Source organism: Aphanothece hegewaldii CCALA 016, assembly GCF_003007785.1.
GTDB lineage: Bacteria > Cyanobacteriota > Cyanobacteriia > Cyanobacteriales > Microcystaceae > Chroococcus > Chroococcus hegewaldii.
Map to the genome: position 1 here is coordinate 36,800 of NZ_PXOH01000017.1, position 13,667 is coordinate 50,466.

The 13,667-nt window shown below is 36.8% G+C and carries 11 protein-coding genes; 7 read left to right on the plus strand and 4 right to left on the minus strand.

All coding sequences use genetic code 11. The annotated features are described in order from the left end of the window. Window positions 1–8: 8 nt before the first annotated feature. Window positions 9–647, minus strand: coding sequence for a DUF928 domain-containing protein (locus C7H19_RS15270; protein ID WP_106457751.1), 639 nt, complete (start codon window positions 645–647; stop codon window positions 9–11). A 38-nt stretch (window positions 648–685) separates the two neighbouring features. Between C7H19_RS15270 and C7H19_RS15275 the strand changes: the two genes are divergently transcribed. Beyond that, window positions 686–3,082 (plus strand): CHAT domain-containing protein, encoded by a 2,397-nt coding sequence (locus C7H19_RS15275; protein ID WP_106457752.1) that lies wholly within the window; start codon window positions 686–688, stop codon window positions 3,080–3,082. 55 nt (window positions 3,083–3,137) lie between these two features. Here C7H19_RS15275 and C7H19_RS15280 read toward each other — a convergent pair whose 3' ends face one another. Then, a complete protein-coding gene (locus C7H19_RS15280; RefSeq protein ID WP_146136528.1) occupies window positions 3,138–4,508 on the minus strand; it encodes a cytochrome P450 in 1,371 nt (456 codons plus the stop codon). Between the two features lie 40 nt (window positions 4,509–4,548). On the opposite strand from C7H19_RS15280, the gene C7H19_RS15285 reads away from it, so the two are divergent. Further along, window positions 4,549–7,062, plus strand: coding sequence for a two-partner secretion domain-containing protein (locus C7H19_RS15285; RefSeq protein ID WP_106457754.1), 2,514 nt, complete (start codon window positions 4,549–4,551; stop codon window positions 7,060–7,062). Here the strand turns inward: C7H19_RS15285 and C7H19_RS15290 are convergent. Continuing rightward, window positions 7,032–8,639 carry a ShlB/FhaC/HecB family hemolysin secretion/activation protein gene (locus tag C7H19_RS15290; protein ID WP_106457755.1) on the minus strand — a complete coding sequence of 536 codons (1,608 nt, stop codon included), beginning with the start codon at window positions 8,637–8,639 and terminating at the stop codon, window positions 7,032–7,034. The genes C7H19_RS15285 and C7H19_RS15290 overlap by 31 nt on opposite strands. A gap of 39 nt (window positions 8,640–8,678) precedes the next feature. Between C7H19_RS15290 and C7H19_RS15295 the strand changes: the two genes are divergently transcribed. From C7H19_RS15295 to C7H19_RS15305, 4 genes are all read left to right on the plus strand, one after another. Further along, window positions 8,679–9,545 carry a response regulator gene (locus tag C7H19_RS15295; protein WP_106457756.1) on the plus strand — a complete coding sequence of 289 codons (867 nt, stop codon included), beginning with the start codon at window positions 8,679–8,681 and terminating at the stop codon, window positions 9,543–9,545. Window positions 9,546–9,655: 110 nt separating this feature from the next. Then, on the plus strand, window positions 9,656–10,933 hold the full coding sequence (locus C7H19_RS15300) for a hypothetical protein (protein ID WP_106457757.1): 1,278 nt from the start codon (window positions 9,656–9,658) through the stop codon (window positions 10,931–10,933). A gap of 120 nt (window positions 10,934–11,053) precedes the next feature. Beyond that, window positions 11,054–11,221: a hypothetical protein gene (locus C7H19_RS25750; protein WP_181280627.1), complete on the plus strand. Its 168-nt coding sequence runs from the start codon at window positions 11,054–11,056 to the stop codon at window positions 11,219–11,221. An 88-nt stretch (window positions 11,222–11,309) separates the two neighbouring features. Next, complete coding sequence (locus tag C7H19_RS15305; protein ID WP_106457758.1) at window positions 11,310–12,491, plus strand: hypothetical protein; 1,182 nt, start codon at window positions 11,310–11,312, stop codon at window positions 12,489–12,491. On the opposite strand, the gene C7H19_RS15310 is transcribed toward C7H19_RS15305, so the two are convergent. Then, window positions 12,469–12,750 (minus strand): hypothetical protein, encoded by a 282-nt coding sequence (locus C7H19_RS15310; protein ID WP_106457759.1) that lies wholly within the window; start codon window positions 12,748–12,750, stop codon window positions 12,469–12,471. The genes C7H19_RS15305 and C7H19_RS15310 overlap by 23 nt on opposite strands. 316 nt (window positions 12,751–13,066) lie before the next feature. Between C7H19_RS15310 and C7H19_RS15315 the strand changes: the two genes are divergently transcribed. Continuing rightward, complete coding sequence (locus tag C7H19_RS15315; RefSeq protein WP_106457760.1) at window positions 13,067–13,645, plus strand: hypothetical protein; 579 nt, start codon at window positions 13,067–13,069, stop codon at window positions 13,643–13,645. Window positions 13,646–13,667 lie beyond the last annotated feature (22 nt).

Consider the following 13,667-nt stretch of genomic DNA (forward strand, 5'->3'; position numbering starts at 1 on the left):
TTTTAAAATTATCTATTTTCTATCTTAATTCCTACTTGCGTCAGTAGCTCATTAAATTGTGGTGTATTTTGCGTTGCTTTTAACGATTCATGCCAGATTCCATAGCTTGCATACAAATTCGCTTTTTCCCATCTTGAAGCTTGGCTAATTTCTTTTGATAAAAATTGGGGAAGATTCACTCTTTCAATCAGTCCAGATACCTCTTCATTTTCATCAATTCGCTTTGAATTTGATTGACAGACTAAGGTGATTGACCACTGGTAGACTTGATTAACTTCAAGCTCAATGGGCAGTTCAATCTGGGTCACTCCTTTTTGCTCAATTTCAATTTGTTTTTCAATTAATGCCTGAGATTCGTCAATTTTTGATAAAGTTAAATAAATTGGAATAGCAATTGGTTTTTCTTCAAAATAAATAAAAACTCTAGTTTGCTTAGAGCTTGTCGTGCCGACGTATTCTGGTGGCGTAAGTAACGTGACTTTAGGCAAGTTTCTTTGACACCCTCTAGACATTGAAGAGGAGATTCGCTGAGGAATTCTTTTTCGATCTGTCGGTGCTGTAAAAATAATTTTTCGATTTGGACGAGCTTCAACTTCATAAGATATACTCAAAATTGTTAATAGCACTCCTACTAAAACTTTGTTCATTTTGATAACAATTAATATTTCGCTAGTGAGGAAAGATAATGAGCCGAAAAAGACAATTACTAATTTTGATTATTATAAGTTTCTTATTTGATTTTTTCCAATCTTCCTTAAGTGTGAAAGCTGAAGAAAATTATCAAAATAAAGAGCAATTAGCTCAAACTTTGTATTGGCAAGGTAATTTCCCTGATGCTATCAGATTATGGAAATCTTTATTCATTGATAAATCCTTGACTAAACAGCAGCAAGCTGAAATTCATTTTTATTTAGGAGCCGCCTATCGGCAAATGGGTCAGCCAAGTTCAAGTATTCATCATTTGAAGCAGACTTTAGACCTGTACGAGCAATTAGGAGATCAAAGAGTCAGTCAAATCCAGGTTGAATTAGCTAATCTTCTTAATGAAATTGGTCATGCTAGAGAAGCGATCACAATGGGGCGAGAAGTATTAGAAATAAGTGAGCGGACGGGAAACGTTCAACTAGCCCCTCTAGCTCTTAATGCGATCGCAACTGGATTCCTTTTACAAGGCGAACTTGATGATGCTATTTCTACCTATCTTCAAGCCCAAAAGCTGGCTCCTATACAAACTGAAGTGTTGTTTAAGATCAACAATAATTTGGGAACCGCATTGAGGAGACGGCAGCGTTTTTTGACTCATCAAGCTTCTCTAGCTAAAAGTGAAGGTTATGATGAGGAGTCAAGTAGGCTGACACTGTTAGCTGAACAAGATCAACAGGAAGCAACGACATTATTAATCAACAATGTAGCGTTAATGGAAAGTTTTAATGCTTCTGATCTTACGGCTATTAAAACTTATTTGAATGCTTATCAAATATCTAGTAATCATCAATATCTAGTTCAAGCCGAAAACCGTCTATCAGCTATTCCCTCTTCTCGCTCAAAAGCAGAGATTTTAATGACATTAGCTCAAGAAAAGGATGATCCTTTGCCTTATTTAGAGCAAGCTAATACAATTGCTAAAACACACAATGATTCTAGGACACAATCGTTTGCACTTGGACGGATCGGCTTGTACTACGAGCGACAACAACAATATCCTCTAGCCTTGAATTTTAGTCAAAAAGCGCAATTAATGGCTCAAGTAGGAAACGATTATGATAGCTTATATCGCTGGCAGTGGCAATCAGGAAGACTTTATCAAATCCTTGGTCAATCTGAAAATGCTAAAGCTGCTTATCGAGGTGCGATCGCTTCGCTTCAAAAACTACGTCATGAAATTGCTACAGCTAACTTAGATTTTCAGCTTGATATTATTGAAGAGGTTCAGCCCATTTACCGTGAACTACTTTCTCTTCTCTTAAAAGAAAGTGATGTGTCTAAAAGAAATTCTACGGAAATCAAGCTAAATCATCAACAAATTAGAGAAATCTTAGAAATTAGAAATCAACTGGTGCTTTCTGGGCTACAGGGATTTTTTGGTGATGCTTGTCTTGAACTTCAACAAGCTCGTCCTAAAACTGAAGAACAATTATCGTCAGGTACAGCTAAAATTCACTATTTACTGCTTAAGGAAGATTCCTATCAAATTTTAGAATTGCCTGATGGCTCATTTCGAGTGTTTTCCCTTGCTATTAGCAAAGCCGATTTGGAAGCTAAATTAATGAAGTGGCGGGAAATGTTATTAACTTCCAGAATCCCAAAAGCTTATGAACCTCTGTCGAAAGAACTTTACAACATCTTACTTGAACGACTAATTCCTTTTTTACCTCCAAAGACAAAACGGTTAGTGTTCGTCGGTGACGGGCTGCTTCGTAACGTGCCTTTAGCGGCACTAATGGACAAAGATAAGTTCTTGATTCAAAAATACGCGATCGCTTATTCTCTCGGTCTGCCAATCGCCGTCAAACAAAACAATTCTAAAAATTCTGTAGCGTTTGGTTTATCGCTGGGAACCGAATATTTTCCTCCTCTGCCCTTCGTCCCTCAAGAAATTACGTCGGTGTCCGATCTCTTACAGGGGCGTAAGTTTTTAGATAATAAATTTACTAAGAAGAATTTTAGTGAACAGATGCAGGAAAAGTATGGGATCGTTCACATTGCTACTCATGCCATGTTTGCTGGCTCGGCACAAGAAACCTACTTTCAAGTTTTTGATTCTCTAATCTTTTTGGGTGAGTTGGAAAATTTACTGAGAAAATCGGAAGAGTTGCAGCTTTTATTTTTGAGTGCCTGCAAAACAGCCGCAGGAAACGAACGTTCAGTTCTGGGTCTTGCAGGTGTGGGGGCGCGAGTGGGAGCCAATGTTGTTGCCTCTTTATGGTCAGTTAGGGATGAATCGACGAGCTATCTTGTTGCCGATTTTTACTCTTCTTTAGAAGGAGAAACTTCACAGGTAGAGTCACTCAGGCAAGCTCAGTTGAATCTACTAGATTCTCACCCTAAATTTTGGGCATCTTTTATTTTAATCACACAATAATAATTTTTAAAAGACAAAAAATACCTACATGACTTTTATCAAATGAGCTTAAAAACTAAGAATATAAACTTATTTTGAGTAATTTAATACATTTTGCAGTATGTCTTAAAAACTCTAAGTATTCAAATTGATTATGTGATTTCCAAAAATATTCTCTTAATAGGTAAGTTAAAATAATTTCAAGTTCTAACATTACTAAATCCTGACCGATACATTTATGCGCTCCACCTCCAAAACTAATAAATCCAAACGGGTGTTTTTTATGTTCTTCTCTAGGCGGAGAAAAACGTAAAGGATCGAAGGCCTCTGGATCTGAATATAAATAAGGTATTCGATGCGTTAGTAGAGGGGACAAAATAATGTACCAGCCTTCGGGGACTTTACAATCAGCGACTTCAAAAGATTTAATAACTTTTCTAGGTATGGTATAAATTGGTGGATTTAAGCGCAGACATTCATTTATGATGTTATTAAATAAACTGTCGTTATAGAAAGAGAGGAAAGATTTTGAAGAGTTTTGTTTTAATTCAGATCTTAATTTTTCTTGCCAAGAAGTATTATATTCTAATTGAACCAAACTTGAACATAGTAAATTTGCAGTTGTTTCATGACCTCCAAAGAAAATTGCTGATATTTGGGAAGCAATTTCACGATCTAATAAATAATCGCCGTCTTGCTCTCGTTGCTCAAGTAAAATATCTAATAAACTAGATGAGCCAGACAATAATTTGTTTTGCCTTCTTTCAGAAATAATTAGAATCAGATAATTCTGCAAATCTTCATTGGCTTGCAAAGCTTTTCTATATTTTGTTAGAGGCATATTCAATCTTACAACACTAGAAACTCCTGCAAGAACATCTAAAAATAATTGACTTAATTTGTTGACTTTTTGCTCCTGGTCTTGCTCATATCCTAAAATGAGCCGGCAAATAATCAGTAAAGTTAGTTTACGGAAAAAAGGAAGGGGAGAAAAAATTTTCTCATTCTCGATATGCTCAATCAAATAACGCTCAACTGTTTCTTCTATATTTTTTCTAGAATGAGCAAGAGAGCCTCTAGTAAAAGCAGGAGAAATCAATCTTTTACTTCTTTGATGTTCCTGTCCGTCTTGTAATAGCAATCCTCGCTCGAAGAATGGTTTTAAAACCCACCAACCTTGATTAGAGGAAAATTTATGAGCCTCATCTTTTAAGATCAGCTTATAAGCATCAGGCTCCGCTAAACAAACAGCATTCATATTGAAAATTCTTGTTTTAAAAATGCTTCCATATCGATAGAATCGTTCTAGCCAAAAATACTGATTTTTTGAGAAGAGTTGTGATGCTTCTCCTAAAATAGGATAACCGACTTCTCCTTGAAGATTATAAAATTTTTTTTCGTTTTCGCTAGATTGCGTCATAATAAAATTAAAATTAGAATTGTTCAATGAATATAAAATAATTCTACTTTCTTAGCAAGTCTCTAAAATGAATAACCTAAAAATCTATTTGTCTCTCATACTAGCTATTAGCTTTCCATATCAATTAATAAATTCAAATCAGGCTTTTTCTCAAATAGTTCCTGATAATACTTTAGGGACGGAAAGTTCGATTGTCAATCCAATCAATATAGAAAATGATCGAATTGACGGTGGAGCGATTCGAGGCAAAAATCTTTTTCACAGCTTTTCTGATTTTAATATAAATGAGGGTAAAGGTGTTTATTTCGCCAATCCTGCCACCGTTGAAAACATTCTTACTCGCGTTACTGGAGGCAATATTTCCTCTATTTTGGGACGCTTGGGGGTCTTGGGAGAAGCTAATTTGTTTTTTCTAAACCCTAATGGTATTTTATTTGGTTCTAATGCTACTTTAGATCTAAAAGGTAGTTTTACTGCATCTACTGCCAGTCATATCGTTTTTCAAGATAATTCATTTTTTAGCGCAATAAATCATTCTCAATCTATTTTATCAACCTCAATTCCCATTGGTTTAGGCTTTACAAACCCTACAGGAAGAATTCAAGTTTTTGGAAAAGGACATCGCGTAATTCAATCTTCAAATCCAAAAACGCCTCGACAGAATTTACAACCTTTTGAGATTGGTTTATCTGTTCAGCCTGGAAGAACTTTATCTTTATCTGCTAGTAAAATTGAATTTACAGGAGGAATTATTACATCCCTATCTGGTAATTTATCCATTGCTAGTTTAAATTCTGGTGAACTAAAGATAAATTGGTATAATTCTAATCTTTTCTCTATAAACTATCAAAGTAATAATCCTAATAATATTACTTTAACGCATCTTTCTTTACTTAATGCTAAAGGAACTGAACATGGTAACATTCAAATTTTTGGGAAAGATATTACTTTAACTGATAGCTCTTCCATTCTTAGTGAAAATCAGGGTAGTAATTCCCACAATAGTATACAAATTCAGGCGGCTGGAACTTTAGAAGTTATTGGTATTACTGAATTGTCTCCTGTTTTTCAAAATTTAATACGTCCTGGTCGAGGGATTTCCTCTCAAACTTTATCCGCAGGAAAAGGAGCAGATATTGTTATTCAAGCTCGTGATTTAATCTTACGCTCTTCCGCAGGAGTTTATACCACTCAGTTTGGAACAGGAAATGCAGGAGATATTTTAGTTGATGTAAAAGGAACAGTTAACATTCTTGGTGTTGCTCCTAACGATCCTAATTTCTTAGTTGGCTCAAATATTGCCTCTGCTTCTATCAGTAATGCTAAGTCAGGATCAATTATTCTTAATAGTAAAAATCTTACTATACAGCAGGGTGGTTTTTTATCAACTTTTGTACTGGGAAATGGGTTAGGTGGAGATATATTCGTTAATAGTAACAAAATTTTAGTAGAAGGATTCAATCCATCTAGTTTTTTTCCTAGTCTAATTTCGGTTAATAATCAAGATAGAGGAGCAGCAGGCAACCTTCAGATTAGCTCAGAATATATATTAGTTAATAATGGAGGAAGAATAGATGCTTCTAATCTAGCATTAGGACGGGCTGGAAATTTAATAATTACTGCTGATACTATTGAAGTTAAAGGTAAATCTGATATTTTAAAGGCTCCTAGTTTAATTACGGCTTCATCTAGCATTCCCAATGAATTTTTGCAACAAGGACTATTATTGCCTGAAAGTGCGAACGGGTTTTCAGGCAACTTAATAATTTCTGCGAATCAAATTTTCGTTTTAGATGGAGCTTCTATTAATGTAGCTCACGACGGAATAGGAGATGGGGGAACGTTAAGAATTAACTCTAACTCCCTAAAGTTGGATAACGGTAGTATTGTAGCAACTTCTCAAGCAGGATTAGGAGGGAATATTTTTCTGAATACAAGCCACGATATTAGCTTAGGCGGAAACAGTACTATATCTACAACAGCAGGAGGTACTGGTAATGGCGGTAATATCGACATTAACGCTAGATTTTTGATTTTAAACGATAGTAGCTTGATCGCAGCGCAGGCCTTTCAGGGTAGAGGAGGCAACATAAACCTTCGAGTCGAAGGACTGCTTGAATCGCCCCAATCTCTCATCAGCGCATCAAGCGATCTGGGGATTGACGGACAGATAACGATTGATCGTAGCTATAAATTTGAGGATGCCCTGCTCACTCCAGAATATACCTATCTGCAAACTGAAGAAATCCTTGATCGCTTCTGTAATCCTCAAGATTCTAAAGGGAGCTTTCAGTCTGTTGGTTCGGGTTCCCTTCCTCCTACTCCCGATTCAGGATTGACCCCTGATAACATAATTACAATTCCTAAACCCTCCTCTAGTTCTATTCAATCTGAGGCTCCCAGACCGACGGTGATGGCTCACCCCGACTCTAAATGGAAAGGTGGACGCATTGTAGAAGGGAACACCCGTCTTCGATTACCCGACGGGCGAGTTATATTGATCGTCGTCCCTGAGTCCTTGCGAGGATCGGGCGATTTAACTTGCCCATCTCAAAAACCACGCCAAATAATTGAGAAATAGATTGAATTCTCGTAATTTTCGACTCGAACAACCCTGATTAGAGGAATACCGTAATAAACAGAAGCGGAAAGACCACCCGCTAATCCTAAGTCGCTCATTTGGTAAACTAATCCTACACCAACTGAAGCCAAACCCGATGCGATCGGAGAAAAGCGATCGCCATTATTCCACCCAATACCTCCATCGACGAAGGGGGCTATTTCTAAAACGCCATTGACTTGGGGAATACGAAGGACAGGAACGCGCAACTCTGCTGATCCAAAAAAGCCATTATCACTAATGCTTAAATCTTGACGATAACCCCTAACGCTTTCAATTCCACCTAGACGAAATTGTTCGTCAGGTACTAACGCTTGGTCGGCTATCTGTAAATTGGTTTTTAGGATTAGTGAAAAGTCGGAAGCTAGAAGTCGGGCGTAATAAGACCGAAGTTGCCAACTAAAAAACTGAGAATCAGGTTCTAAACCTTTAGTAATATTGAAGACTTCTACACCAAAATTAAATTGTGAACTAATGGCAAAAACTTCATTAAAAGTTCGAGTTAAGTAATCTTGAGAAAATCGTAAGGCTGAAATCCGTGTTCGACCGTATTCATCTTGACCAGGTGAAATCCTAAATCGCTTGCCTTCAAAAAAGGAACTCGACTCATTTCGGTTAAAAGCTAATCCTAAAGAAAATTCTTGATTGAGGGTTTTTAGAATCGGTTGCCTAAATCCTATCTCGTAGTTTTGAGCATCTGTTTCAAGATCGAGAAGATTCACGGGTTTTTCAATAAGTCGGTTGGATTGATAAATGTAAGTAATACCGAGCCTGCCATTTTTAGCATTCACTGGAAGGGAGAAATCAAGACCGACTCCATTACTACCATCAGTATTTTGATACGTTATTGCCAAAGATTCCCCGCCTCCAAATAAACTTGCTTCGGCAATTTGAATAACTCGCTGAAAAGAACCAATAGCGGGTGATCTCCCATTATTCAGGAGTACACCCACCTTGAAAGTGTCTTCTTCATTAATTGAGAGCTTTAGAATACTAAGCCCATCAACGGAACCTGGTGATAATTCTGCATTCAGTTTTTCAATTAACGGATTGATCGCAAGAAGTTGAAGTTCTTTGTAAAGAGTTTGTTCATTAAGAGGAATTTTATTAAGTGACGGTAATCGCTCCAAAATGTAGCTTCTTCTTAGCCTTTTTGTCCCCTCAATATTAACTTTTTCAATTGCACCTTCAATTACTTGAATTGTGATATTTCCTTGAGATATATCCTGTTCGGGGGGTAAAAATGCTGCTGTGGAGTTAAACCCTTTGCTGATATATAATTCTGTAATCGCACTACGAATTGCTAGTAAGTTTTCGCTGGTTGCTTCAGATCCAATAAACTCTTTAACAACTTCCTGTAACTGTGCTGAAGTAAAAGCAGATGAGCCTAAAATTTCAATAGAGCGAATTTGAATTTGAAAGAATGTCTCTTTTTCCTCCAGATTTAAAGAAGGATGGCTGAGATTTTGTGCTTTAGATGGAGTTGAACAAATTAAAAGCAATGTTATTATTAGATTAGAAATTAATCGAAATTTCATACTTTAAATCTTATTTTTTTGTATTAATTCGCAAGTCCTATGATTTCTCCCAAGCTTTTATTTGTTGATGATGAGCCAGGAATGCAAAAAATGGTTGAGCAACATCTTCAATTGTCTAAAGAGAATTTTGAAATAGTTTTTGCACATTCGGGACAAGAAGCCATTAAAATTCTTCAAGAATCAGAAGCTTTTGATTTACTCATCACTGATCTCAAAATGCCTGAAGTGGACGGATGGGAGTTAATTAATTTTTCACAAAGTAATTATAACTTAAAAACAATAATCATATCAGCTTTCGGTACAGTAGACAATTTTGAAAGAGCTTTTGAAGAACAAATTACCGATTTCCTAACCAAGCCATTTAAGCTTAAAAAGCTTTTCGAGTCAGTCAAAAAAGCGATTGACTCGAAACAATCCTCCTGTCGAAAGATTGAAAAAGTGAAAGCAGTAACAGAACTTGACAAAAAAATTCCTTATAATACAGTAGCGCGTTTGGCTAGAGAACTACAACCATCTCAACAGGTTAAATTAATTTCAGATTTGCTCAAAAATTTTGAACTAGAGCAACTTGAAGCTTTCCAAATTGAAATTCCCTCATTAAAAGAAGAAGTAACAAGAAACCAAAAGCAAAGGGAACTGGCGCAACTTAAAGATGCACAGAGAATTGCCCAAGGATTTCTACCTTTAACTCTAGTTGCTGATTCTTGGATTGAAGAACGGTGGGAAACTAAAACTACAGTCTCAGGGCAGGAGAGAAGATATCTGTATTATTTTATAAAATGGAAAGAAGGGAAACGATTGAGAAGCAAATCTTTGAGACGGGAAGATCTAGCTGATCCTGAAATTCGAGCAATCGTTGAACGGAAACTTGGCAAGCCAATTGATCCTTCTTTTGAAAAGTTTTAAGTTTTGTAAAATTATTCGTGAACGGCACTATTCTTGAAATTAAATTTATGTTATCTTAACGGGTAAATAAAAAGGTAGGCTTACCTACCCACAAACAATAAGTAACAACTATGTTAGCACAATCTCAAGTGTCTATTGCGCCTCCTGTTTGCACTTCAAGATCGCTCTCCTACTACATCTCCTGCGGTCAGTGGTATCGCCAAGAGAAAGAAAATCTTGTAGCCGAAGCAGAATCGAAAAAACAAGCAATCGAAGCTTGGAACGAATATCTAAGACAATCGGGCAATACCTCTTTCATTAAACATTGCCTGATGATGAGTAAAACATGGGAAGCTTTAGATGAATCGGTACAAGAAGAATTATCGGCTCTTCCTCTACCGAGTTACCTAACTTGTACTGCTGCGGTGAACTTAATGAAAGTCCCTGTCGATGTACTCGGCCAATGTCTAGCTCGATTACGAGAACAAGGAGAACTACAGAATAAGGACGTGAGCGCGATCGCTAAACTGTTCCACTTCAAAAAGAAAACTCATTTAATTCTAGAAATGGAAATGAGCAACGACGACTGGCAGTTGCTCGCAAAAAAGTACAAGTTAACTCCTGAACAATTAGTGATCGTTAAAGAAACAGCACTTATGATCGCACTTCATGAGACTGTATTTACAGATCATGTCTTCCAAGCATTAACCGAATTGGGATATGATGCGTCACTCATTCAACCTAAACTCAAAAAACAGTTTACCGAAAAAGATGTAACAGTCAGAGTAGAAGAAGCAACTGTTGAATATAGAGTTAAAATTGCTGATCTCGAAAAAAAACTTGACGAGGCTCAAAGTATAAAACAGATTCAGCCAATCAATACAATTATGGAAAACGTCTCTCAAGAAATAGACGAACCAGTAGTTGAAGAATTAGATTCACATAAACAAGTGCTTGAAGATGCCGCGTTAACACAGGCAGTTGTTGAAAATCATGAAACTGTGCCTCAAATCAAAACGCTTAAAGACCTAAAAGGATACAATGCGATCGCACCCTTTGATGGAGTATTAAAATCAGGATATTTGGGAAATCAGAACGGGACAAAAAATACAGTTCAGTTTAAAAAAGCAGAAGACCGTAAAATTTATACCTTCGATTTTAGCGAGGTTCAAGTTGAGTATGGCGCTCGTTTTCGCCACTTAGATGAGTTAATCGAAGAATTTGAGTTAACTGTAGAAGACAGAAATACAGAACAACTACAACTCGAAGTAGAAGAACGAAAAGCTCAACATAAAAATGGCAAAGCTAAAGGGTTTGGAGGAAAATACGATAATAATCCTCTTCCTTTAAATCACTCAAAAAAAAGCAAAGGCTTTAATGCAACCCGGAAAATAAGTGGTGTGCGTTGATTAATTTTCGTCCTATTTTTCTTTTTTTCAAAACATCAGGTAAATTTTGTCTGACCAACGAATTGACCAGATTATAAAAAAAAGAATCTTCTCTGTCTACAGAAGTTCATCAGAAATCTTATGCCGAACCTCATTGGGCGATCTGTATATTTGGCTCATGCTGATGGTCAATTAGAATATTTAGGCAAAATTATTGATTTGACCAACAATTATCTAGTGATTGCCTATAAGTGTTTTGTTAGCTACTATCGTTGGAAGGATATTGGTTGGAAGCTGCCAACCCAGTGAGCTTGAAGTAGTTAAAAACGTATCAGCATCGTTCTCGCTAAAATGCTATGATCGTTTAACTATTAGTATTGATAGTGGCGACTTATTCATGGCATCAAGCGGTCAAATCAAAGCCTCAAAACGACTTAAAGATAAGCCAACAGAACAAAGTTTATCTGTTGAGGGAGTTGATTTGCCTTCGGTGGTTTCTAAAGAAGAAAAGCTTTTACCGAGTTCGGTTAGCCATTCTCTGACGAAAGAAAGGGAAATGCGTTCGGATGAGTTTTTAAGTCGTCATGATGAAAACAATCAATCCACCGAAGAATTTCTTCAAGCTAAAACATCGGAAGCGATCGCTGTTTATCAGGTTTATGTCAACTGTAAATACCAGTTGGCGAAAATTGCCCTTGAGGTTAGACAACGGGTTGGTCATGGCAAATTCCTGTCCTGGTTAAAAAACGACCTTCTTTCTACCTTAGATCTTAGCTCTCAAACACTCTATCGGTGGATGCGAATTGCTAAAACGTTTGGAGAAGAATTTGAAGAGTTGGAATTTACTCATTATGAGAAATTTCAGGATCTCGCTTTATATTATTTGTCTAAAAAGAATGTGCCATATTCGGCTAGAGCCGAAGCAATTAAAAGGGTCGCTGAGGGTGAATTTATTACTTTAGACGTAGCTGAATTAATCACTGAACCTTACATTACACCAAAAAGTGATGAGAGTAAAAAAGAAGAATTAGAACCCCCGACTGAGCTAAATAAAACATCTAAAAGCGGACTCGCTACCACTTCGTTCTCGCTTGCGGGGGGAGCAACAGCACCATTAATCATCACTAGCTTACCAAAGCCAGAGATTATTGCTGTTCGCCCAGGAGCCGCTCTAAATACTAAAGTTAAGGAACGAGCGATTAAACAAGATTCTTGGCATCAGCTAGGAAAACACAAGCTTTACTGTGGCTATCCGAATGCACCGCAATTTAAAAAGAAACTGCCGAAAAATATTAGTGCCATCTTCACCTTTGCACCAACTCCAGATTGGCAATTGAGTAGCCCGTGTCAAGCTAAATCAATTAATGCCGTGTATTCTGAGTACGAAGATTTTGACTACGAACAAATATTTCAGTCGTTTTTAAACGTGGCAACTGAAAGTAATGATGTTTTAGTTTGTTGTTATTTTCCGATTGCTGAATGTTTAGCGATCGCTGAGAATTTGGGCTTGAATTGTTTCATTGCTGAACCTGACGTTGAGCGATGTCAGGCGATTGTTAAAGCTTGGAATCAAAACTAACTGATTTTAGTTTTTTTGCGGCTAAAATACATTTTTCAATTTTACTAAGCTTTAACCCGTGATTTTGAATTTGCTCTTTCAAATCTTTAAGATCTTTCTTCCAAGTCAAGTCGGGGCTTTCGAGTAAACTCCTAATAGCTAACGTCACGGCTTCATTCAGATTGATGTGATGAGTAATCGCATATTTTTCTAAAGTATTTCGTAAATCCTCTTCAAGTCTGATAGTTAATCTGGATTTATCTTTGTTTTGGTAATTCATCGTTATTTCTTATAACTTTCTCAAGAGAGTGAGGAGAAAATGCTGTCAAATTAGCTGTCAAAACTGAGATTTTTTTGAATTGATATTTTTCTAATTTCTTTGACTAATAATTATTGTAGCAGATTTACTTTTTCTGGAGTTGCTGTCAGAAGTGACAGCAATTTAACAAAGTTTTTATATTTAAGACAAGTTGGAATAGGCTAGGCATTCAATAATTTATCTCTTAAGATATTTGTTGTGAACATAAAAGCTGACAGCACAGCTTTTATGTCAAACTTCAAAATTTTTCTTCCTCTTAATTATAAGAGTTTTTGCCATGTACATACAACAGGGTAATTTTGCCGTACAAAAAGTCAATCCGCAGAAAAAGCTGTATCAACTTTCAGGATTGTTAATCATGTGTTCGGTTGGGTTATGGCAAGCAATCCAAGATCCGCTACCTCTTTGGGTAGGAGGAATGGTTTCCATAACAGCACTGTTCCTCTCACAAGACAAAACGCTCAATAAACTAGAGCGTCGTTGGCTCTGGATGACTGTTGCTTCCTTAATTTTCATTCCTCTTTTCTTCGGACATATTGAGCCAAGCCATGCTTTTATCTGGTCGAAAGTTGAGGCAACCGCTAAAACTTTTGCGGGTAATGCAGCAGGGGCTAGTGCAACGGCTAAAACGGGTGAATTCATCAGTTTTGTTTTTAACGCTATGCGCTTTGTTTTCTTTGGAATGTTTGGTGCAGCAGTCTTTCAAGGCTGGCAATCTTATAAGCAAAGCGAAGATTTCGGGATGTTTGTTAATGGGATGATTGGCACAACGGCGGCTATTGGCTTAATCGAAGTTGGCTCACAAGTTATGTTCCCATCTTTAAGCGGAGTAATAACAACAACAACAGGTTCTTAAGTCTGATCTTTTTAAATTGGGG

Excerpts from the sequence above, each read along its gene's own strand:
- C7H19_RS15315 (WP_106457760.1), top strand. The coding sequence starts at position 13,067 with ATGTACATACAACAGGGTAATTTTGCCGTACAAAAAGTCAATCCGCAG.
- C7H19_RS15310 (WP_106457759.1), bottom strand. The coding sequence starts at position 12,750 with ATGAATTACCAAAACAAAGATAAATCCAGATTAACTATCAGACTTGAA.
- C7H19_RS25750 (WP_181280627.1), top strand. The coding sequence starts at position 11,054 with ATGCCGAACCTCATTGGGCGATCTGTATATTTGGCTCATGCTGATGGT.
- C7H19_RS15275 (WP_106457752.1), top strand. The coding sequence starts at position 686 with ATGAGCCGAAAAAGACAATTACTAATTTTGATTATTATAAGTTTCTTA.
- C7H19_RS15290 (WP_106457755.1), bottom strand. The coding sequence starts at position 8,639 with ATGAAATTTCGATTAATTTCTAATCTAATAATAACATTGCTTTTAATT.
- C7H19_RS15270 (WP_106457751.1), bottom strand. The coding sequence starts at position 647 with ATGAACAAAGTTTTAGTAGGAGTGCTATTAACAATTTTGAGTATATCT.
- C7H19_RS15305 (WP_106457758.1), top strand. The coding sequence starts at position 11,310 with ATGGCATCAAGCGGTCAAATCAAAGCCTCAAAACGACTTAAAGATAAG.
- C7H19_RS15285 (WP_106457754.1), top strand. The coding sequence starts at position 4,549 with ATGAATAACCTAAAAATCTATTTGTCTCTCATACTAGCTATTAGCTTT.
- C7H19_RS15300 (WP_106457757.1), top strand. The coding sequence starts at position 9,656 with ATGTTAGCACAATCTCAAGTGTCTATTGCGCCTCCTGTTTGCACTTCA.
- C7H19_RS15295 (WP_106457756.1), top strand. The coding sequence starts at position 8,679 with ATGATTTCTCCCAAGCTTTTATTTGTTGATGATGAGCCAGGAATGCAA.